General features: G+C 67.1%; 15 protein-coding genes. 10 read left to right on the top strand and 5 right to left on the bottom strand.

Annotation, left to right across the window (positions count from 1 at the left end; translation table 11 throughout):
- The first annotated feature begins 289 nt into the window (after positions 1–289).
- The 4 genes from GXY15_13210 (at position 290) to GXY15_13195 (ending at position 6,065) form a co-directional block, all read left to right on the top strand.
- Positions 290–2,767 carry a S1 RNA-binding domain-containing protein gene (locus GXY15_13210; protein NLV42169.1) on the top strand — a complete coding sequence of 826 codons (2,478 nt, stop codon included), beginning with the start codon at positions 290–292 and terminating at the stop codon, positions 2,765–2,767.
- A 152-nt stretch (positions 2,768–2,919) separates the two neighbouring features.
- Positions 2,920–3,294, top strand: a complete 375-nt coding sequence (locus GXY15_13205; GenBank protein NLV42168.1) for a TraR/DksA family transcriptional regulator — start codon at positions 2,920–2,922, stop codon at positions 3,292–3,294.
- Positions 3,295–3,492: 198 nt separating this feature from the next.
- Positions 3,493–4,722, top strand: coding sequence for a hypothetical protein (locus GXY15_13200; protein NLV42167.1), 1,230 nt, complete (start codon positions 3,493–3,495; stop codon positions 4,720–4,722).
- 98 nt (positions 4,723–4,820) lie between these two features.
- Positions 4,821–6,065, top strand: coding sequence for a hypothetical protein (locus GXY15_13195; GenBank protein ID NLV42166.1), 1,245 nt, complete (start codon positions 4,821–4,823; stop codon positions 6,063–6,065).
- Here GXY15_13195 and miaA read toward each other — a convergent pair.
- Positions 5,991–6,983, bottom strand: a complete 993-nt coding sequence (gene miaA / locus GXY15_13190) for a tRNA (adenosine(37)-N6)-dimethylallyltransferase MiaA (GenBank protein ID NLV42165.1) — start codon at positions 6,981–6,983, stop codon at positions 5,991–5,993. The two genes, GXY15_13195 and miaA, sit on opposite strands and share 75 nt — an antisense overlap.
- Positions 6,980–8,902, bottom strand: a complete 1,923-nt coding sequence (gene mutL, locus GXY15_13185; GenBank protein NLV42164.1) for a DNA mismatch repair endonuclease MutL — start codon at positions 8,900–8,902, stop codon at positions 6,980–6,982. The genes miaA and mutL overlap by 4 nt, the downstream gene beginning before the upstream one ends.
- Positions 8,903–9,065: 163 nt before the next feature.
- On the opposite strand from mutL, the gene GXY15_13180 reads away from it, so the two are divergent.
- The 4 genes from GXY15_13180 to secD all read left to right on the top strand — a co-directional run bounded on the left by GXY15_13180 (position 9,066) and on the right by secD (position 14,278).
- Entirely contained in the window at positions 9,066–9,926 is an 861-nt protein-coding gene (locus tag GXY15_13180) for a ThuA domain-containing protein (GenBank protein NLV42163.1), read from the top strand.
- Positions 9,927–10,017: 91 nt separating this feature from the next.
- Entirely contained in the window at positions 10,018–11,142 is a 1,125-nt protein-coding gene (tgt, locus tag GXY15_13175) for a tRNA guanosine(34) transglycosylase Tgt (GenBank protein NLV42162.1), read from the top strand.
- A gap of 129 nt (positions 11,143–11,271) precedes the next feature.
- Positions 11,272–11,529 (top strand): preprotein translocase subunit YajC, encoded by a 258-nt coding sequence (gene yajC, locus GXY15_13170; protein NLV42161.1) that lies wholly within the window; start codon positions 11,272–11,274, stop codon positions 11,527–11,529.
- 67 nt (positions 11,530–11,596) lie between these two features.
- Positions 11,597–14,278, top strand: coding sequence for a protein translocase subunit SecD (gene secD / locus GXY15_13165; protein ID NLV42160.1), 2,682 nt, complete (start codon positions 11,597–11,599; stop codon positions 14,276–14,278).
- A gap of 86 nt (positions 14,279–14,364) precedes the next feature.
- Here the strand turns inward: secD and GXY15_13160 are convergent, their stop codons facing one another.
- The 3 genes from GXY15_13160 to GXY15_13150 all read right to left on the bottom strand — a co-directional run bounded on the left by GXY15_13160 (position 14,365) and on the right by GXY15_13150 (position 18,093).
- The gene (locus GXY15_13160; GenBank protein NLV42159.1) at positions 14,365–15,783 is read right to left on the bottom strand and encodes an amidophosphoribosyltransferase; all 1,419 of its coding nucleotides are present in this window, start codon (positions 15,781–15,783) and stop codon (positions 14,365–14,367) included.
- 84 nt (positions 15,784–15,867) lie between these two features.
- A complete protein-coding gene (locus GXY15_13155) occupies positions 15,868–16,761 on the bottom strand; it encodes a phosphoribosylaminoimidazolesuccinocarboxamide synthase (protein NLV42158.1) in 894 nt (297 codons plus the stop codon).
- Between the two features lie 48 nt (positions 16,762–16,809).
- The gene (locus tag GXY15_13150) at positions 16,810–18,093 is read right to left on the bottom strand and encodes a 6-phospho-beta-glucosidase (GenBank protein ID NLV42157.1); all 1,284 of its coding nucleotides are present in this window, start codon (positions 18,091–18,093) and stop codon (positions 16,810–16,812) included.
- Between the two features lie 237 nt (positions 18,094–18,330).
- Between GXY15_13150 and GXY15_13145 the strand changes: the two genes are divergently transcribed.
- On the top strand, positions 18,331–19,143 hold the full coding sequence (locus tag GXY15_13145) for a hypothetical protein (protein NLV42156.1): 813 nt from the start codon (positions 18,331–18,333) through the stop codon (positions 19,141–19,143).
- 148 nt (positions 19,144–19,291) lie between these two features.
- Positions 19,292–20,158 (top strand): diguanylate cyclase, encoded by an 867-nt coding sequence (locus tag GXY15_13140; GenBank protein NLV42155.1) that lies wholly within the window; start codon positions 19,292–19,294, stop codon positions 20,156–20,158.
- The last annotated feature ends 2 nt before the right edge of the window (positions 20,159–20,160 follow it).

Below are 20,160 nucleotides of genomic sequence, written 5' to 3'. Positions count from 1 at the left end.
TGGCCTCTTCACGCGTTCCGAGCGATCAAGATACGGCAAAGAAATCCTGTGCATCCTGTTCATCCATGTCAATTCTTCCGGAACAGCGCTCACACGGACTCAAGACAAGGCCGGCGGGACGCCGGCGCTACGGAACGGTGCCATTCCGGTTTCCTCCCTGGGAACGGGGAGGGTCCGGCGGCTGCGGCCCCCCGGCCCGCCGCCCTGTGTTTCCGCGCAAACGTTGCTTGCAGAAGCCTTTTCTGGTACACTTCGCGCGCTTTTTTCGCACATGCTGGAGCGCGTCATTATGGAACAGCGTTTTGTCGAGATGGTCGCCGTGGAAACGGCGGCATTGCCCGACCAGGTGCGGGCGGCGGTCGAACTGCTGGACAGGGGGCTGACGGCCTCCTTCATCGCCGCATACCGCAGGGACGCGACGGGGGGGCTGGACGCGGAGCGCCTGGAGCTCATCGAGCGGCGCAACCAGCAGTTCATCACCCTGACCAGCCGCCGGGACGCCATGCGGGCGAACATCACCGCGGCGAACCGGCTCACGGACTCCCTCGCCGCCGCGCTGGACGCCTGCTCGGACGCCCTGACCCTCGAGGACCTGTGTCTGCCGTTCCGCAAGCGGAAGAACAGCAAGGCGGCCGTGGCCGCGCTGCGCGGCCTGGAGCCCCTGGCGGACTTCATCATGATCCAGGTGCCCCATCCGGGTCCGGTGCCGTTCATGGCGGAGCAGCACATCAGCGCGGAGCACCATGTGCTCACGGTGGAGGAGGCGCTGGAGGGCGCGCGGGACATCCTCAGCGAGCGCATCGCGCTCGACGCGGGCGTGCGGCGGATGGTGCGCGACACCCTGCGGGACGAGGGCGTGCTCGCGGTGTCGGGCACGAAGTACCTGGGCGCGCAGCGCCAGCGCTTCGAGCCGTTCTTCAACCACCGCAAGCCCCTGCGCGAGACGGCGCCGGCGGACCTGCTCACCATCCTGCGCGGCCTGAAGATCGGCGCCCTGCGCACGGAACTCCTCATTGACGAGGACGCCCTCGAGGCGGCCATCATCGCGAAATACCTGAAGGACCCCGAGAGCTCCTTCGCCCCCGAGATCACCGCCGCCGTCCGCGACGCCTTCCGCCGCGTGCTCCGCGTGGAGATGGAGGAGCAGGTCTTCGCGTCCGCCCAGCAGGCGGCGGACGAGGCCGTCATCGCCGACCTGCGCAGGCAGGTGGAGACGGCGGTCATGACGCAGCCGGCCGGGCCGGTGCGCCTGCTGGCGGTCCATCCCATGCGCGGCGGCGGCACGGCCTTCGCCGCCGTGGACGAGACGGGCGCCTGCCTGGAGGCGCGGCTGGACACGCCAGCGGAGGGGCAGGCAGAAGGCGACGCCGCGCCGAAGACCGCCGCCGATGTGGCCGCCGAACTACTGGAGACGCACCATATCCGCCTCGTGGTGGTGGGCAACAGCGGCCCCGCCCGGCGCGCCGGACGCGCCCTGCAGGACGCCCTGCGCGGCACCCGGATCCGCGGGGTACATGTCATCCACGCGCCGGAGGCGGGCATCAGCGCCTGGGCTGCCGCCGCCGAAGCCGCCGCTGAACTCCCCGGCCTCGCGGAGCCGCTCCGGGCCGCCGTCAGTCTGGCGCGGCGGGGCCAGGATCCCCTCATGGAAATGATCAAGCTGGAGCCGCGCAATCTGGCCGTCGGGCCCCATGTGCGCGAGGTGAACCAGCGCCGGCTCCAGGAGGGCCTCTACCGCACCCTGGAATACTGCGTCTGCCGGATTGGCCTCGACCTGAACAGCGCCCCCGTCCACGCCCTGCGCTATGTGACGGGCCTCCAGATGGGCTCGGCGCAGAACATCGTCCGCCGCCGGGAAACCGACGGCCCCTTCACCAGCCGCGCCCAGCTTAAGGAAGTTTCCGGCATCGGGGAGAAATCCTCCCTTCTCTGCGCAGGTTTCCTGCGCATCACCGGGGGCGAGCAGCCCCTGGACGCCACGCGAATCCATCCCGAGGCGCACGAGGCCATAACGGAGGCTCTCGCCGCCGCCGGTCTTTCCGCTGCGGCGCTTCCCCTGGCCGACACCGTCACGGTGGGCTTCCCCGAATCCGGAGATCCCGCCTTCGGCCCCCTGGCCATTGCGGACTGGCAGCGGGAACTGACCGCCCCCTGGGAGGACCCCCGCGGCCGCTATGTGCTGCCCGAACCCAGGCCGCGCCCCGAGCGAACCCGCCCCGAACGCCCCCGCGTTGACCTCTCCGCCCTCCAAGAGGGTGTCGTCGTCGAGGGAAAAGTCACCAACATCGCCGAGTTCGGCGTGTTCGTGGACATCGGCGTCGGCAAGGAAGGGTTGATTCACCTCTCCGAACTGAGCGACCACTTTGTTGAGGATCCGAAGTCTTTCCTGGAGGTGGGACAGACCGTCAAAGCCATGGTCACCCGCGTGGACCCGGAGGGACGGCGCATCTCCCTGTCCATCCGCGCCACGCTGCCGCCCCGCGAGCCCGACCCCGCCGAAGGCGGACGGCGCGGCCCGGTCGATGACCGGCCCCGGGGTCCGCGGGACGCAGGGGAGCGGGGACGCCGTCCCGAGGGCCGCGACTCGCGGCCCGACCGCGGCGGCCCGCGCCGGGGCAGGGAAGATGACCGGCGGCCGCACGACCGCTCCGGAGACCGGTCCGCCCCGCGTGACCGCCGGGAAACGGCGGGCGGCGACAACCCGCTCATGAACACGCTGCTGGCGGACCAGTTGGCCGCCCTGCGTGATAAACTGTTGTCAGACTGACCGGTGCTTTCCCCGATTCCCGGCGCTCCCGGAAGGGGGCAAAACCGGGCATAAAACAATTTAGACCATGTGCTTTTGACGTCACCGGAGAATCCGGAGACGCGGAATCCGGACCCCCGGGTCCTTGCTCTAAACGGAGGTTGTGCCGCATTATGAACAAGACGGACCTGAAGAAGTTTGAGAAGATGCTCCTGGAAGAACGCGAGCGCCTGTTGCGAAGCATTCGCAACATCGAAGAAACCACCCGAAACGAGTCCGGGCGCGACAACGGCGGGGATCTTGCCAGTTTCGCCGAGAAGGGGACCGACAGTTTCGAGTTGGACACCGCGCTAAACATTGCCAGCAACGCCTCGGAGCGCCTCATGGAGATCAACGAGGCCCTTCTACGCATCAAGAACGGCACCTTCGGCGTCTGCGAGGGAAGCGGCAAACCCATCCCCAAGAAGCGTCTGGAGGTTTTCCCGGCCGCCCGCTACACCGTGGAATATCAGGAAGAACTCGAGCGGGAGCAAACCAACCAGCGGTAGGCTCCTCCCATAGACATTCCCGCAGGGCGCTTGGCCCGTCCAAGCGCCCTGTTTTTTTGTTTTCCTGCCCTATTTACTAATTCTGCTTTTTTCTCGTTATTAGATAAAAACAATTTCGTTGATTTTCCTGTTTTCTCTGGGGTAAAATCCCTCACGCAAGGAATGGTCAGGCTTCTTACCCCACGGGAAACCTCCTCTATGACGCTCTTTACGCACACGGTCCGGAAAGGCACGTTTACCCCGTTTTTCGCTTTCCTCCTGCTGGGATGCCTCTCACTCCCCGCGCTGGCCAGTGAGGGGGTGTTCCTTCTGGGCAACGATGCGCAGCAGCTCGGGAGGGCGTCCAGCGGCGTGGCCAGCCCCCGCAGCGCCTACTGGAGCTACATGAACCCGGCCTCCATCGTGGAGCTGGACCGGCGCTTCGACATCAACTGGTACAGCGTCCTCACGGATGTGGAGCTTCACCCCCGCGGACTCATCGGCAACCGCTTCGATGGCACCCTGGAGTCCGAGGTGATCGGAAACATCGTGTCCACCGGGTTCATCTGGCCCCTGTCCACGGGCACCCTGGGCGGAGGCGTGTTCATCCCGAGCGGATCAGGCGTGGACTTTCCCCATTCCCGCACCTGGTTGAGCCAGCTGGCGGGGGCCAACTGTGACCGCCGCCTCAGCTACCAGCACATCCGCGGGGTGCTGGCCTACGGACTGGAACTTGGCGACGGCTGGTCCGTCGGCCTGGGGCTCCACGGATCCGTGTCCCGGTTCCGCACCGACCACCTGACCCTTTCCCTCCGGTCCGCCGAAATGGGCCACGAGTGGGACCACTCGCTCGGCGCGGGGTTCGGCGTCGGCCTTTTCAAACGCTGGGACAAGTGGTCCTGGGGCGCGAATTACAGCTCCCGCCACTGGACCGAGTCCATGAGCGGTTACGGGGACCTGCTGAAATCCGCCCTCGACACGCCGCGCACGGTGCAGACGGGGTTTGCGTGGAAGGCCACCGACCGGCTGGAGTTCACCCTGGACTACAAGTGGCTTAACTGGAAGGGCATCCCCACCTACGGCGGCGACCTGATGGGCAAGGGCGGCTTCATGTGGCGCGACCAGCACAGCGGCAAGATCGGCGTCGAGTGGAAGGCCCACGCCAAATGGATTCTCATGGCGGGGTACTCCTACGCCAACTCCCCCATCCACGAGGACCATGTCCTCCTGAGCGCCCTGGTGCCGGTCAACGTGGAGCACCACTGGACCGCCGGGGTGACCCACAAGATAAACGACAAGAACGAAATCCACCTGGTCGGCGTGTGGGCCCCGCACCACACCATGACGGACACGGGCCGGGGCAACGAGCCCTTCTCCCTGCTGGGCAAGGGCAGCACCGTCTCCTCCGGTGCCATCTCCGTCGCCCTTGGATACAGTTACCTGTTCTAGGGGTTAACAACACACTGGTCTTGCGTCCACCGGACCCCTTTGGGTAGACTGCGGCTCTTTTCGCAGTGCCCCCAAACCCGTTCTTCCAAGGAGCAGTTATGTCTTCCGCCGTCGCGCCCCGGCTCTTTTCCCGTGTCCCATCGCGTTTCGCGCTGGCGGTGGCCGCCTTCTGCGCGGCCGCCCTGTTCTGTCCGGCCGCCCCGGCGGGGGAGGGGGTGTTCCTTCTCGGGAACGACGCCCAGCAACTGGGACGGGCCTCCAGCGGCGTGGCGAGCCCGCGCAGCTCCTATTGGAGTTTCATGAACCCTGCGGCGATGGTGGACCTGGAGCGGCGGCTGGACGTGAACTGGTACAGTGTGTTCAGCGACTTCGAGGCCCATCCCCGGGGTGTCATCGGCAACCGTTTCGAGGGCACCCTGGAGTCCGAGGTGACGGGCAACCTGGTGGCGTCGGGATTTGTGTGGCCGCTGAAGTCGGGCACCCTGGGCGGCGGGTTCTTCGTGCCCAGCGGGTCGGGGGTGGACTATCCCCATTCCCGCACCTGGCTCACCCGCCTGGTGGGGGGCAATGTGGACCGCCGCCTGAGTTACCAGCACCTGCGGGGGGTGCTGGCCTACGCGCACGACCTGGGCGACGGCTGGTCGGTCGGCTTCGGGCTGCACGGGTCGCTGTCGCGCCTGCGCACCGACCACCTCACGCTGTCCTTTTCCGGGGCCGAGGCCAACCACGCGTGGGAGAACGCCCTGGGCGCCGGGTTCGGGCTGGGCCTGTACAAGAAATGGGACCGGTGGGCCTGGGGCCTGAACTATGTGTCCCGCCACTGGACCCAGACCATGAAGGACTACGGGGACCTGCTGCGCAACGCGCTGGACACGCCCCAGACCCTTCAAACGGGCGTCGCGTGGAAGATGTCGGACAAGGTGGAGCTGACACTGGACTACAAATGGCTCAACTGGGCCGGCATCTCCGCCTACGGGGGCGACCTCCTCGCAAAGGGCGGTTTTGGCTGGCGGGACCAGCACGGGGTGAAGTTCGGCGCGGAGTGGCGGCTGCACGAGCGCTGGACGCTCATGGGCGGCTACGCCTACGCGAACAGCCCCATCCATGACGACCATGTGCTGGTGGCGATGCTGGTGCCCGTCACGCCCGAGCAGCATTGGACGCTGGGGGTCACGCACAAGATCAACGACCGGCACCACGTCCATGTGACGGGCATCTGGGCGCCCAGGCACACCCAGACCGACACGGGGCGCGGGAACGAGCCCTTCTCACTGCTGGGGAAGGGGTCCACCGTCTCCGCCACCGCCTTCTCCTTCGCCCTCGGGTACAGTTTCCTGTTCTAGGAAGCGCGCCCAGCGCGCCCGCACGGCGTCCACTGCGGCCGGGCCGTCCGACGGATCCATCCACACGACCCGCTTGTCCGCCCGGAACCACGAGAGCTGGCGGCGGGCATAGCGCCGGTGGTGCAGTTTGACCGCCTCCACCGCCTCCTCGAGGGACTGCTCCCCGCGCAGGTGGGCGGCAATCTCCCGGTAGCCCAGCGCCTTGATGCGCTCCAGGTGCCCCTCGTGGCCCGCCGCAAGGAGGGCGCGCACCTCGTCCACCCATCCGGCGGCGACCATTTCGTCCACTCGCCGGTTGATCCGGTCATACAGCGCATCCCGGGGCGGCGCGACCCCGATCCGCAGGGCGGGAATCCGGTCGGGGCGCTCCTTGTGGGCGGCATGCAGGCGCGAATAGGGGATGCCGGTGAGGGCGTGCACCTCCAGCGCGCGCACCACCCGCACGACGTCGTTCTCACTGGACAGCATGGCCGCATAGTCCGGGTCCACGGCGCGCAGGCGCGCCATGAGGGCGGCGTTCCCCAGCCTTTCCGCCTCCTCCCGCAACAGCGCGCGCAGCGCCTCATCCCGGCCCGGCCCCTCGAACAAGCCGTCCAGCAGGGCGCGCACATAGAGCCCCGACCCGCCGACCACGAGCGCGGTGCGGCCCCGCGCCTGGATGTCGCGGACGCAGTCCCGCGCCTCCTTCTGGAAACGGCCGGCGGCCATGAGCGTGTCGGGGGAAAGGAGGGACACCAGATGGTGCGGGGCGCGGCCGCGCTCCTCCGGCGTGGGCGCGGCGGTGCCGATCTCCATGCCCCGGTAGACCTGCATGGCGTCGGCGGACACAATCTCCCCGTTGAGGCGCTCCGCCAGTTCGAGGGACAGGCGGGTTTTCCCGGAGGCCGTCGGCCCCACCACGGCAAGCACCGGCCTCACTGAATCCTCCGGAAGCTTTTCTCCATCTGGCGCCGGGTCAGTTCCACAATGATGGGGCGGCCGTGGGGGCAGGTGTAGGGCGGCTGTAGCCGGCGCAGCCCCGCCAGCAGGTTTTTGCGCTCCTCCGGCGTGAGGGGCTCCCCGGCCCGCACCGACGCCTTGCAGGCGCGGGTGGCCAGGCGCAGCATGTCGTCCATGAGGCTGTCGCGGCCGAAAAGGTTGCCCTGGGCCAGCTCGTCCAGCACCCGGAACACGAGGTCCCCCACCATGGACTCCTCGTAGAGGTGGCAGACGGCGGTGACCTGAAAGGTGTTGCCGCCGAAGGACTCCATCTCCACCCCCAGCCGGGCGAAAAGATCCAGATGCTTCTCCACCTGCGCGATCTGGGACGGGGCCACCTCCAGCACGAGCGGCACGGCAAGCTGCTGCGAGGCGTAGCCCCGGTCCGTCAGCTCCGCCCGCAGCTCCTCATAGTTCAGGCGCTCATGGAGCGCGTGCTGGTCAATGATCAGGAGGCGGTTTTCCGAGGGCACGATCAGATAGGTGTCGAAGACCTGGATCGGGGCGTCCGGCAGGTCGCCCACGGGTTCATACAGCGCGTCCGGCGACACGGCGTCCAATCCGTGGGCCGCCTCCTCCGAAAGGGCATCGCTCCCGGGTTGCACAGCGGGCGCTGTCCCGGGCACGGGCGGCGGCGCGGGCGTCCTGCCCGCCTGCTCCAAAGGATCCTGGCGCCGGGGGATGAGCATTCCCTGAACCGCCGCAGGCGGGGGCTCCGCCCCGCGCGACGGCGGCGGCGAGAATCCGCCCGGGGAGGGCGCATACGGACGAAAGACCTCCCCCGGATCCCCTTCTGTGAAGTCCGGTGAAACCGGGGCGGGGGAGGGGAGGGGTTCCCGGGGAGACGACGCCGCCACGCGGGCGAGGGCGCCGCGCACGGCGCCCATGACGGCGTCATGCACTCCGCGGTCCTCGCGGAAGCGCACCTCGCGCTTGGTGGGGTGGATGTTGACATCCACCAGCCGGGGGTTGGCCTCGATCAGGAGCAGGCCCACGGGATGGCGGCCAACGGTCAGCAGGCCGCGGTAGGCGTCCGCCAGCCCGTATTGAAGCACCCGGTTGACCACCGGGCGGCCGTTGATGAAGAAGAACTGGTGGGAGCGCCCGGTGCGGGTGAGGCCGGGACTGCCCACGAGCCCGCGCACGCGGAACCCGCCCTCCTCGGCGTCCACCTCCACCATCTCGCGGGAGAAGGCGAGCCCCCAGATCAGGGCGACGCGCTCGCGCAGGGTGGCACGCTCGGGGATGTCCAGCAGCGCCTTGTCGTTGTGGAAAAGCTGGAAGGCGACGCCCTCGTGGGCGAAGGCGTGGCGCTGGACCACGTCAATGCAGTGCCCCAGCTCCGTGGCGATGCCCTTGAGAAACTTCGCGCGGACGGGGGTGTTGAAATACAGCCGGTTCACGGAAACCATCGAGCCGGGGGGCGCGCCGGTCTTCTCCACGGTCCGCAGCACGCCGCCGTCCACCCGCAGGCGGGTGCCCTCGGCGTCGGCGGCGCGGCGCGTGGTGAGGAGAAAACGCGACACGGAGGCGATGCTCGCGAGGGCCTCCCCCCGGAACCCGAGGGTCTTGATGGCGTCCAGGTCCTGGGCGGACCGGATTTTGCTCGTGGCGTGCCGCTCGATGGCCAGCAGGGCGTTCTGCTCCGACATGCCGTGGCCGTTGTCCTGCACCTCGATGAGCTGGCGGCCCGCCGCCACAATGCGCACGACAACGCGGGTGGCCCGCGCGTCGAGGGCGTTCTCCACCAGCTCCTTCACCACGGAGGCGGGGCGCTCGACGACCTCCCCGGCGGCGATCTTGTTTGCCACGTCGTCGGGCAAAATCCTCACATTGGGTATGTCCGAAACCGATGCCATGCCTGCGGCTCCCGGCTGCCGTTCCCGCCCATTTTCCGCGATACCGCCGCCCCGCTTCAACCGGGCCGGCCCATTTGACTGCGGCCCCGGCATGCCCTACACTATACACCGTCTGACGGACGGAGTTGTCAACCGGCGCCCGCGGGCGCCCGGAGGAAAAACCATGCGATCTGCGCTTTCCCTGGCCCTTGTGGCCGTTGTGTGCCTGACGGGCGCGGCCGCCCATGCCGCCGACCCGCCCGCGAAGATGCTTTTCCTGAGCAAGTCGGCGGGATTCGAGCACAGCGCGATCAAGCAGGAGAACGGCCAGCCCAGCGTGGCGGAGAAAGTGCTCACGGAAGTGTGCAAGGCGATGGGCATTGAGCTGACATGCACCAAGGACGCCAGCCTGATCACCGCCGAGAACCTCAAGAACTACAAGACGGTGATCTTCTACACCACCGGGTTCCTGACCGAGGAGGGCACCGACGGCCAGCCCCCCATGGGCGAGAACGGCCTGAAGGAGCTGCTGGACTGGATCAGCGCGGGCGGGTCGTTTGTCGGCCTGCACTCCGCCACGGACTCCTTCCACAGCAAGGAGGGCGAGGTCAGCAGCTACATCGAGATGATTGGCGGCGAGTTTGACACCCACGGCCAGCAGTTCAAGGGCGCCCTGCGCATAACGAGTCCGGGCCATCCGGCCATTGCCAGCCTGCCCGACGGCTGGGCGGCCTTCGAGGAGTGGTACATCAACAAGAACCTGAACACCGGGAAGATGCACGTGCTGGCGCTGCTGGAGGTGGGGGACAAGACGCGCGAGCGGCAGGAAAAATACAACATGCCCGACTACCCGATCATCTGGTGCCGCGCCTACGGGCAGGGCCGTGTGCTGTACAACGGCCTCGGCCACAACGATGCCGTGTGGGAGGCCGACGTGTTCAAGAAGCTCATCGCGGACAACCTGAAGTGGGCGGCGGGGGAGGGAGAGCTGAAGGCCGACCCGAACTACGACCAGGTCGTCCCCAAAACCATCGAGAAGAAGTAACCCGTTCCCATGCAGTGATTTGCACGCCGCCGGACGCCGAGCGGTCCGGCGGCGTTCCCTTTTGAAAGGCCCCCGGCCCATGGATGGTGACATGCGTTTTTGCGTCGAGGCGCGCGACCCTGGCTGCGCCGCCCGTGCCGGGCGGCTCACGCTGCCCCACGGCACGGTGGAGACCCCGGTCTTCATGCCCGTGGGCACCCAGGCGACCGTGAAGGCCCTGAGTTCCGAGGACCTCGAGCTGCTGGGCGCGGAGATCATCCTGGCGAACGCCTATCACCTCTACCTCCGGCCCGGCGTGGAGACCCTGCGCGCCGCCGGCGGCGTCCACCGTTTCATGAGATGGGACCGCCCCGTGCTCACCGACTCCGGCGGGTTCCAGGTTTTCAGCCTGTCGGCGCTGAACAAGGTCACGGACGAGGGGGTGGCCTTTCAGAGCCACTTGGACGGTTCCCGCCACTTTTTCTCGCCGGAATCCGCCATGGACATCCAGCAGGGAATCGGCGCGGACGTCATCATGTGCCTCGACGAATGCACGGAATACCCCGCCCCCTTCGACCGGGCGGCGTCCTCCATGCGGCGCACCGTGGCGTGGGCCCGGCGCTGCAAGACGCGGTGGGAGGAGACCCGTGACGGCTCCCAGGCGCTGTTCGGCATCGTGCAGGGAAGCACCCATGAGGCCCTGCGGCGCGAGTGCGCGGAAGCCCTGGTGGAAATTGGGTTTCCGGGATACGCCATCGGCGGGGTGAGCGTGGGGGAGGGGAAGGCGGAGATGGCCGCCGCCGTGGCCTGGAGCACCGCCATCCTCCCGGAGGACCGGCCCCGCTACCTCATGGGCGTGGGCGCGCCGGACGACTTCCTGACGGGCATCGGGCTGGGCGTGGACATGTTCGACTGCGTGATGCCGACGCGCAACGCGCGCAACGGGACCCTTTTCACGGCAGGGGGAAGGGTGAACATCAAGAACGCGCGGCACGCGCGGGACTTCGGCCCCCTCGACCCCGGATGCCCGTGCCCGGTCTGCGCGCGGTACAGCCGGGCCTACCTTTCGCACCTGTTCCGGGCGGGGGAGATTCTCGCCCTGCGTCTGAATACTTTACACAACATTTGCTTTATGCTACAATTGGCGTCCCGGGCACGTTCCGCCATCCGGCAGGGGCGCTTCAGGGAGTTCAAAGACGCTTTTCTCCAGTCTTACCGCGGGGAAGATGGTGTCTGACCTTCCCCGGGAGACGGTTACCCCAACAGGAGGACGACCCACGTGTGGAGATTTCTGACCGCGCAGGCAGTTGAGCAGGCCGCGGAGGCCCCCGCCGAGGGGGCCTCGCCCCAGAGCGCCCTGGGCGGCATGCTGCCCATGCTGGTGATCTTTTTCGCGATCATGTACTTTCTCATGATCCGTCCGCAGCAGAAACGCGAGCGGGAGCGCAGGCAGATGCTGGCCGCCGTCGAGCGCGGCGACGCGGTGATCACCACGGGCGGCGTGTGCGGCACCGTGGTCAACCTCAGCGAGGACCGGGTGATCCTGCGCGTGGACGACAACGTGACCATGGAGTTTTTGCGGGCGGCCATCGCGAAGGTGGAGCCCAAGAGCACAGGCAAGTAAACCATTCCGGGCTTCGCCCCCGGACGGCGGCGACCATTCCGAACATTCGGCATCAGTGGAGTTTCTCATGGCCAAGAACATCTATCGGACAATCCTTATCTGGGGCGTGCTCGCTATGGCCGCCTACTACGTCTACCCGACCATCGGGTGGATGGTCCTCTCCGAGGAGACCCGCGGGGCGCGCATGGCCGCCTGGCAGGCGGAGGAGGACCAGCTTGCGCGCAAGCGCCCAAGTTACTTTGAGCGGCAGGTGCTCGGCGTCAAGCGCTGGGCGCAGTGCGACCGGAGCCGGGTGATCAACCTCGGCCTCGACCTCCAGGGCGGCATCCACATGGTCCTGGGGTTCGACATCAAAGACCTTTCCCCTGAGCGCCTCAAGGAGTACCGCGACAGCAAGTACAGCGACGCGGACATTGAGCGGGAAATCCAGCAGACGGTGCTGGACCAGATCACGCGGCGCGTCAACGACTTCGAGGCGAAGGAGCCGGTGATCCAGGCGCTGGGAACCACCCAGATTCAGATCCAGCTGCCCGGCGAGAAGGATGTCCAGCGCGCGAAGAACCTCATCACCAAGACGGCCATGCTCAACTTCCACATCGTGGCCGGCCCGGACGCCGCCCAGCAGGTGTTCTCCAAGATCCGCGACACCTTCCCGGAGGAGTTCCTGCCCTTCGTGAAGCTCTCGGCCCTGCGGGCCGACGCCCTCACCGTCACCCTGGAGAACTACGAGCGCGTCGAGCGCGTGCTGGCGAAGGCCGCCGAAACCGGGGTCATTCCCGAGGAAAAGATCGTGGCCTTCAGCCAGAAGCCCAAGCCCTACGAGAAGGTCCAGGAGTACGAACTCTACGTGCTCGACAAGAAGCCCATCGCCTCCGGCGAGGGGCTGGCCTCCTCGGCCGCGCTGCCCGACGAGTCCAACCCGCCCTACTGGCAGATTCTCTTCGCCTTCAACGGGGCGGCCAGCGAGCTGTTCGCCGAAGCCACCGAGCAGAACATTGGCAACCCCATGGCGATCGTCCTGGACGGCGTGGTGGTCTCCGCGCCGACCATCCGCGACCGCATCGTCGGCCGCGGCCAGATCTCCGGCAACTTCGAGGGCGAGGAGGCGCGCGACCTGGCCATCGCCCTGAACTCGGGCTCCATGGTCATCCCGGTGCGCGAGGAGTTCACCCGCACCGTCAGCGCGAGCCTCGGGGCGGACACGGTCCGCAAGGGCGTCACCTCGTCCCTGGCGAGCCTTGCGCTGGTCGGCGTCTTCATGGTGTTCTACTACCAGGGCCTCGGCATCGTCGCGATCCTGGGCCTCATCGCAAACGCCCTGCTCATCATCGCGGCCATGGCGTACTTCAACCTCACGCTCACGCTTCCCGGCATCGCCGGACTGGTGCTCACCATGGGCATGGCGGTGGACGCCAACGTGCTCATCTACGAACGCATCCGCGAGGAGCTGCGCCTCGGCCACACGGTCCTGGCGTCCATCGAGAGCGCCTTCAAGCGCGCGGGCATCACCATCCTCGACGCCAACCTGACCACGCTCATCGCGGGCGCCGTGCTCATGCAGTTCGGCACCGGCCCGATCCAGGGCTTCGCCCTTACGCTCAGCATCGGCATCTGCTCCACCCTGTTTGTCTCCCTCGTCCTGACCAAGGGCCTGGTTGACTTCGCCCTGGAGCGGAAGCTGCTCACCCAGTGCCGGATGCTGGCCCTGGTGCCGGCCAACCCCGGCATCCCCTTCATACAGGTGCGCAAGGTGGTCATCTCCGTGAGTCTTGCGTGCATCGCCGTGGGCATGGTCTGGTTTTTCACCCGCGGCATGGACAACTTCGGCGTGGACTTCCGGGAGGGAACCAACTTGGTGCTCTCCGTCAAGGCCGACCAGCAGATACCCATTGAGGACGTTCGGTCCTCCCTCACCTCCGCCGGGTTCACCAACCCGGTCGTGCAGGAGACCTCGGACGAGTCCAACCGGCCCAACCTTTTCATCATCCGCGTGGGCGACGTGACCCGCGATACTACCGCCGGCGTGGACGGCGCGGCGGCCACCGTGCGCACCGTGGCGGAGCGCATCCAGGAGACGCTGTTGCACCTGACCCCGGGAAAGACCCTGGACGAGGTGGTGGTCGAGGACGAGCAGACGGTCGGGCCCTCCGTGGGCGCGCAGCTCCGCTGGGACGCGCTGAACGCGCTGTTCTGGGCGCTGGTCTTCATCATCGGCTACGTGTGGGTGCGTTTCGAGCTGCGGTTCGCCCTGGGCGCCGTGCTCGCCCTGGTGCACGACATCTTATTCACCGTGGGCGCCTTCTCCCTGCTCGGCGGCGAGATTTCCATGGGCGTCATCGCGGCGCTGCTGACCATCCTCGGCTACTCGATCAACGACACCATCGTGGTCTTTGACCGGGTGCGCGAGGACATGGAGAAATCCCGCGGCAAGGGCATCAAGTTCATGACCGTGCTCAACGGGGCAATCAACGTCACCCTGAGCCGCACGCTGCTCACCTCGCTGACCACTCTGTTCGTCACCGTGGTGCTCGCGATCTTCGGCGGCGAGGCCATCCAGGACTTCGCCATCGTGCTGACCATCGGCATCATGGTGGGCACCTACTCCTCCATCTTCATCGCGAGCCCCATCGTCCTCCTCTTCCAGAATATGAATTTCACGAAGGTCCTCAAGGCCGAGGGGCCGGCCCAGCAGGACCGGGGCGGACGCCACCGCCGCAGCGGCGGCACAAAGAGCGGAGCGGCCGTCTGACGCGGACGCCTCATGGGAAACACAAGAGCCGCCTTCGGACTTCGGTCCGAAGGCGGCTTTTCTTTCCCCGCGCGGCCCGGGCGGGGCTACGCGTTGGAGGTGTCGTTGCTGTGGTCCACGTGGCGCGTGTTGTGGTTCCGCGACACGAAGTCGTCCGGGACGGCCGTGGGATAGGCGCCCGTGAAGCACGCCGCGCAGAAGGAGGCGGGGTCGCACCCGGTGGCGCCCAGGAGGGCGTCCAGCTCCAGATAGGCGAGGGAGTCCACGCCGAGGAAGTCGCGGATCTCCTCCACGCTCATGTTGTGGGCGATGAGCTTGGTCTTGTTCGGCGTGTCAATCCCGTAGTGGCAGGAGTTGATGATCCGCGGCGAGGCGACCCGGAAATGGACCTCCCTCGCCCCCGCGCGCCGGAGCATCGTGATGATCTTGCGGGCGGTGGTTCCCCGGACGATGCTGTCGTCCACCAGCACGATGCGCTTCCCCTCGACGGCGTTACGAGCGGGGTTCAGTTTGATCTTCACCCCGAAGTCGCGGATGCCCTGGTCCGGTTCGATGAAGGTGCGGCCGACATAGTGGTTCCGGATGAAGCCCATGTCGAAGGGCAGCCCCGACTCGTGGGAGTACCCGAGGGCCGCCGGATTGCTGGAGTCGGGGACGGCCATGACAACGTCCGCGTCCACCGGCGCCTGACGGGCCAGGGCGCGCCCGAGGTTCTTGCGCACCTCGTCCACGCTGCGCCCGAAAATGACGCTGTCGGGCCGCGCGACGTAGATGAACTCAAAGACGCACTGCTTCGGCACCGCCTTCGGGAAGGGGCGCCAGGACGCGACGCCCCCCTCGTCGCTGATGGTGACGATCTCGCCGGGCTCGATCTCCCGGACCCATTCAGCGTCTATGATGTCGAGGGCGCAGGTCTCGCTGGCGACAATCCATGCGTCGTCCAGCTTTCCCAGCCACAGGGGCCGGAAACCGAGGGGGTCGCGCGCCGCCACGACGACCCTGCCGTCCGTGGCCACGACGGAGTAGGAGCCCACGAGTTTGGCGAGGGCCTCCGCCAGGCATTCGGTGAAGGTCCCCTTCTTCGAGCGGGAGAGGAGGTGCAGGATCACCTCGCTGTCCGTGGTGGCCTGAAAGATCGCGCCCTGCTCCTCGAGCGTCTCGCGGAGCACGGCGGCGTTGGTGATGTTGCCGTTGTGCGCCACGGCCATGGAACCGCGGGCATAGTCCACCACCAGGGGCTGCACGTTGCGCAGGTTGCTGGCGCCGAAAGTGGAGTACCGGACATGGCCGATGCCCCGGTCGCCCGCGACGCGGGCGAGGCGGTGCGGCTTGAAGATGTCCGCCACCAGCCCCACGCCGCGGTGCGCCGTCAGCGCGCCGTCCCGCGCGCAGACGATGCCGGCGCCCTCCTGGCCGCGGTGCTGAAGGGCGTAGAGGCCGAGGTAGATGAGTTTGGGGGCCTCGGGGTGCCCGTGCACGGCAAACACGCCGCATTCATCGCGCATGCGGTCGTCGTCGAACCCGGGGCCGGCCGTGCCCGCGGCCGAACCCGGAAGGGCGGCATCCCGCCCCGCATGTGATTCTGACACTTACAAATCCTTCCGCCCGGTGAGCTTGGTGTAGGCTTCCAAATACTTTTCACGCGTCCGCAGCACGACCTCCTCCGGCAGCGGGGGCTGGGGCGAGTTCTTGTCCCATCCCGTCGTCTCCAGATAGTCCCGGACGAACTGCTTGTCATAGCTGGGCTGCGGCCGGCCCGGCGCGTAGCTGTCCGCCGGCCAGAACCGCGAGGAGTCCGGCGTGAGAATCTCGTCGGCAAGGATCAGCTCGCCGTCCAGCACGCCGAACTCGAATTTGGTGTCGCAGAGGAGGACCCCCCGGGCCGCCGCGATGTCGCGGGCCTTCCCGTAGATTTCCAGGGCGGCGCCGGAGGCCCGGCGGTTCCAGTCCTCCCCGATGATGCGCCCCGCCTCCTCCGGGCTGATGTTGATGTCGTGCCCGGACTCGGCCTTGGTGGAGGGGGTGTAGATCGGCGTGTCCAGCCGGCTCGCCTCCACCAGGCCCTCCGGCAGGCGGATGCCGCAGACGGTGCCCTGCCGGCGGTACTCCTTGAGGCCGCTGCCTGCGAGGTAGCCGCGCACGATAAACTCCACGGGGAAAATGGCGCACTTGCGCACGAGCATGGAGCGGCCCGCAAACGTCTCGGGGTGCGCCTGGAACTCCACCGGAAAATCGGCGATGTCCGCCGAGATGAGGTGGTTCCGGCAGACGCCGCCCACCTGCCCGAACCAGAAAAGGGAAATGGCGGTGAGGATGCGGCCCTTGTCGGGAATCCCCACGGGGTTCACCCAGTCAAAGGCGGAAAGCCGGTCCGTGGCCACGATGAGCAGCCGGTCCCCCAGGTCGTAGATGTCGCGCACCTTGCCCCGCTTGTCCGGGCCGCGTCCGGGAAGGGTCGTCTCGCAAACGGCCTGCTGTGTCATGCGTTGGGCTCCTTTTCCTGGTTAATTGTGGTCCGGCGCGCCCCGCCCCTAGAAAAACGTCCCTGCGAGGTGGGGGCGGTTGATCTCCAGCAGTTCATCCAGCAGGGCGACGCACCCGTTGGCGTCCGGCATCAGCGGGTGCAGCAGCATCGCCTCGAAGGCCGCCCTGCGGTCGCCGCGCACCGCCGCCTCCACGGTCAGGGACTCATAGGCCTTGATGTTCTGCATGAGGCCGCGGATCACCGGCGCGGGGGCCGCCTGCGGGATGGCCTCTGCCCCCTCCGAGGTGATGACGGCGGGCACCTCGACCGACACGTCGTCGTCAAACGTCGGGATGGCCCCGTTGTTGCGGCAGCAGACGATCTGGCGGCTGCCGCGGTTGTTCTCGATGGCGTCCACGAGGAGGAAGGCGGCGGTCGAATAGTGCGCGCCGCCGCGCTTGCCCAGCTCCTCGGGCTTCTCCTTCAGTTCCGGGTCCCGGTACTTGGCAAAGAGCGTCTCCTCGACCTTCACAACCTCCTCGCCGCGCGTGCAGGGCTTCGCCTTGAGCGACGCGAGCACGGAGGGGGTGCTGTAGAAATACTGGAGATAGTAGTTGCAGAACATGCCGATCCGCCGCATGGCCGTGATCATGTTCTCGCGGACCTCCTCCACCTCCCACTCCTCTTCGGCGTGCTCGATGAACTTTTCCAGCACGGCCTGCGTCACATCCTCGCCCTTCACGGTGAACTTCCGCACCCAGGAGAGGTGGTTGAGCCCGACATAGTCCAGCTCGACCTCCGGGACCCCGCCGCCGAAGTGCTTGACGACGTCCATGATCATGCCGATGGGCACGTTGCACAGGCCGACCGTGCGGATGGCGCTGTGCTTGAGGACCGCCTCGGTGTTAATGCCCGCCGGGTTGGTGAAGTTGACCAGGAACCCCTTGGGCGCCAGCTCCTCCATGGCGTGCGCCACCTCGAGAATCCGCGGAATGGTGCGCAGGGCGCAGGCGAATCCGCCCACCCCGGTCGTCTCCTGCCCCACGATCCCGTGGCGCAGCCCCAGCTTCTCGTCGCTGATCCGCGCCTGCATCCCGCCCACCCGGATTTGGGTGACAACGTAGCGGGCGTCGCGCACCGCCTCGCGCAGGTCGCCGGTCGCGTGGACCGTGAAGGGGTTCCCATGCCACTCGGCCATCCGCCCGGCGAAGGCCTTGTTGATGGCGAGGCGCCCGGGGTTCTTGTCCATGAGCCAGACCTCGCTCACGGGGATCTTGTCCAAACGGGAGAAAAGGCCGTCCAGCAGTTCGGGGGTATAGGAACTTCCGCCGCCAATCACAGTGAGTTTCATGGAAAACACCTCTCGATGTGGGACCGCGCCCGGACGGACGCCGAAACAGGAATCCCGCCAGAATCCGGGCCGCCGGGCGGGGCCGGGGCCGCTTCCCGCAGGTCTCCATCTTACACGCGCGGACCGGATTGTTTCAATTCCGGGAGGGCGTGAAACTGGACATCGCCGGGGCGGCCGCGCTATCTTTTGACCCGGCAACGAACGCCGTGAAAGGCGCCGCGTGTGGAAATCTCCCTGTTGGAAAACCCGGTCCGCGACGGCTTCGCCCTGGCCAACATCTCGGTTTTTCTTGTGGTGGGCGTCTGGCTCCTGCACCGCCGGTTTGCCCTCCTGGAGGAACTGTCGCCCCGGGCCCAGGTGGTGGTCGTCTGTTGGGCCATCCTGACCTGCGGGGTCGAGCTGATCGTGCTCCGGGGCACCCTCCAGCGCGCGCCGGTCTTCTACATCTTCACCGCCATAGGCTTCTTCGTGGCCGCCTTCGCCCTGTATGGGCATGTCGGCGTCTCCCTGCTCTCCAAACTGCTGGTGGACACGGTGTTGCATCCCGGGGACGACGGGGTGGAGCGCCCCCGCACCGGCTCCGCCGAGGCCCTGGAGCGGCTCGGCGACCACGGGGCCGCCGCCAGGGAATACCTGGCCTTGGCACGCATCCACCCCGCAGACCCGGCACTTTGGATCAGCGCCGGCGCCAACTTCGTCCAGTTGGAGCAGCCCCACGAGGCCGCCGCCTGCTTTGAGAAGGCCATCGCCCTCCTCCAGTCGCCCGGAGAGGCGTTGTTGATCTTCTGGCGCTGCGCCGCCATCCTCCAGCGGGAGAGCGACGGCGCGGCCAGATGCACCACCCTCGCCGGGGGGTTCACCCACCGGTTTGCGGGCTCGCGGGAGGCGGATACCGTGGCCGCCTGGCTGGAAAAAGTGGAATCAGGAATGTTTGCCAACAACGATCCCGCCACAGTCGGACGTCCTGGCGAAAAAGGGAATAGCGCTGGGGATGACATGGGGCTGGAACGGCTTGAGGACCATCCCTTGGAGGCATCCGACCAGAAATAGCCTCTTTCTTTTGCAGAAAACGCCCGTGAGGATTTGCCAAAATCGCAAAATACTGGTAAACTTCCTGTAAGAGGTGGCACGGAGAGGTTTTGGACGGTTGACGTGTTTGTCACTGAAAGGGCTTCCGGTGGAGGCATTTAAAGTTTGTGTGGTGGACGATTGCGTGGACGAGGCGCTGGTTTTGTGCGAGGGGTTGCATCTGAACGGCTACGAGGCCGTTGCGGTGCACACGGGGGCCGAGGCCCTGAAGCGGTGCGCGCAGGGGGACATTGAGCTTATTCTGCTTGATGTCGGCCTGCCCGACCTCGACGGCTACGAGGTGTGCCGCCGCCTGAAGGCGCGCCCCGAAACTTCCGACATTCCGGTGGTGTTTGTCACGGCCCGCGGCTCCTCCACGGACGTGGACCACGGCTATTCCCTGGGTGCGGTCAACTACATCGTCAAGCCGTACAACCTGCCCTTTGTCATGGTGCTGGTGGATTCGGCGCTGCGCACCCGGTCCGCCACGGGGCCGCTCCCCACGCCGCTCGAGGATCCCGTGTACACCGACGGGCTGACAGGACTCAAGAACCGGCGCTTCCTCTACGAGCGGCTCCACGAGGAAACCGACAAGGCGCGGCGCTACGGGTATCCCGTGTCGTGCATCCTGGTGGAGTTTGAGGAGCCTGCGGCGGCGGAGGAGGGGGACCAGTCGCTGTCCCTGGAGGACATGCTGGTCGAGGTGGCCATGACGCTCATGGGCAGCTCGCGCACCTGCGACGTCATCGCGCGGTACGAGGGCTATGTGTTCGCCATGATCCTGCCGCACACGGGGGACCGGGACGCCCGCAAGTACGCAGCGAAGATTGTGGAGGAAGTGCAGGGCACCCTGCTCGGCGACATGGACTGCAGCGTGCATCCGCGGGTGTCGGTGGGGCTTGCCGCCTGCGACGGGGAGGCCTGGGACGCAGAAACGCTGCTGCGCGCCGCCATGAGCGACCTGTTCAAGGCCAAGAGCCTCACGGACAAGAACTGACC

The sequence above is a fragment of the Candidatus Hydrogenedentota bacterium genome (genome assembly GCA_012730045.1).
Classification (GTDB): Bacteria; Hydrogenedentota; Hydrogenedentia; order Hydrogenedentales; family CAITNO01; genus JAAYBR01.
The sequence above is the reverse complement of the archived record's forward strand: the minus strand, read 5'-3'. Positions and strand labels throughout refer to the sequence as shown.

Excerpts from the sequence above, each read along its gene's own strand:
- GXY15_13210 (NLV42169.1), top strand. The coding sequence starts at position 290 with ATGGAACAGCGTTTTGTCGAGATGGTCGCCGTGGAAACGGCGGCATTG.
- GXY15_13205 (NLV42168.1), top strand. The coding sequence starts at position 2,920 with ATGAACAAGACGGACCTGAAGAAGTTTGAGAAGATGCTCCTGGAAGAA.
- GXY15_13200 (NLV42167.1), top strand. The coding sequence starts at position 3,493 with ATGACGCTCTTTACGCACACGGTCCGGAAAGGCACGTTTACCCCGTTT.
- GXY15_13195 (NLV42166.1), top strand. The coding sequence starts at position 4,821 with ATGTCTTCCGCCGTCGCGCCCCGGCTCTTTTCCCGTGTCCCATCGCGT.
- mutL (NLV42164.1), bottom strand. The coding sequence starts at position 8,902 with ATGGCATCGGTTTCGGACATACCCAATGTGAGGATTTTGCCCGACGAC.
- GXY15_13180 (NLV42163.1), top strand. The coding sequence starts at position 9,066 with ATGCGATCTGCGCTTTCCCTGGCCCTTGTGGCCGTTGTGTGCCTGACG.
- tgt (NLV42162.1), top strand. The coding sequence starts at position 10,018 with ATGCGTTTTTGCGTCGAGGCGCGCGACCCTGGCTGCGCCGCCCGTGCC.
- yajC (NLV42161.1), top strand. The coding sequence starts at position 11,272 with ATGCTGCCCATGCTGGTGATCTTTTTCGCGATCATGTACTTTCTCATG.
- secD (NLV42160.1), top strand. The coding sequence starts at position 11,597 with ATGGCCAAGAACATCTATCGGACAATCCTTATCTGGGGCGTGCTCGCT.
- GXY15_13160 (NLV42159.1), bottom strand. The coding sequence starts at position 15,783 with ATGCGCGATGAATGCGGCGTGTTTGCCGTGCACGGGCACCCCGAGGCC.
- GXY15_13155 (NLV42158.1), bottom strand. The coding sequence starts at position 16,761 with ATGACACAGCAGGCCGTTTGCGAGACGACCCTTCCCGGACGCGGCCCG.
- GXY15_13150 (NLV42157.1), bottom strand. The coding sequence starts at position 18,093 with ATGAAACTCACTGTGATTGGCGGCGGAAGTTCCTATACCCCCGAACTG.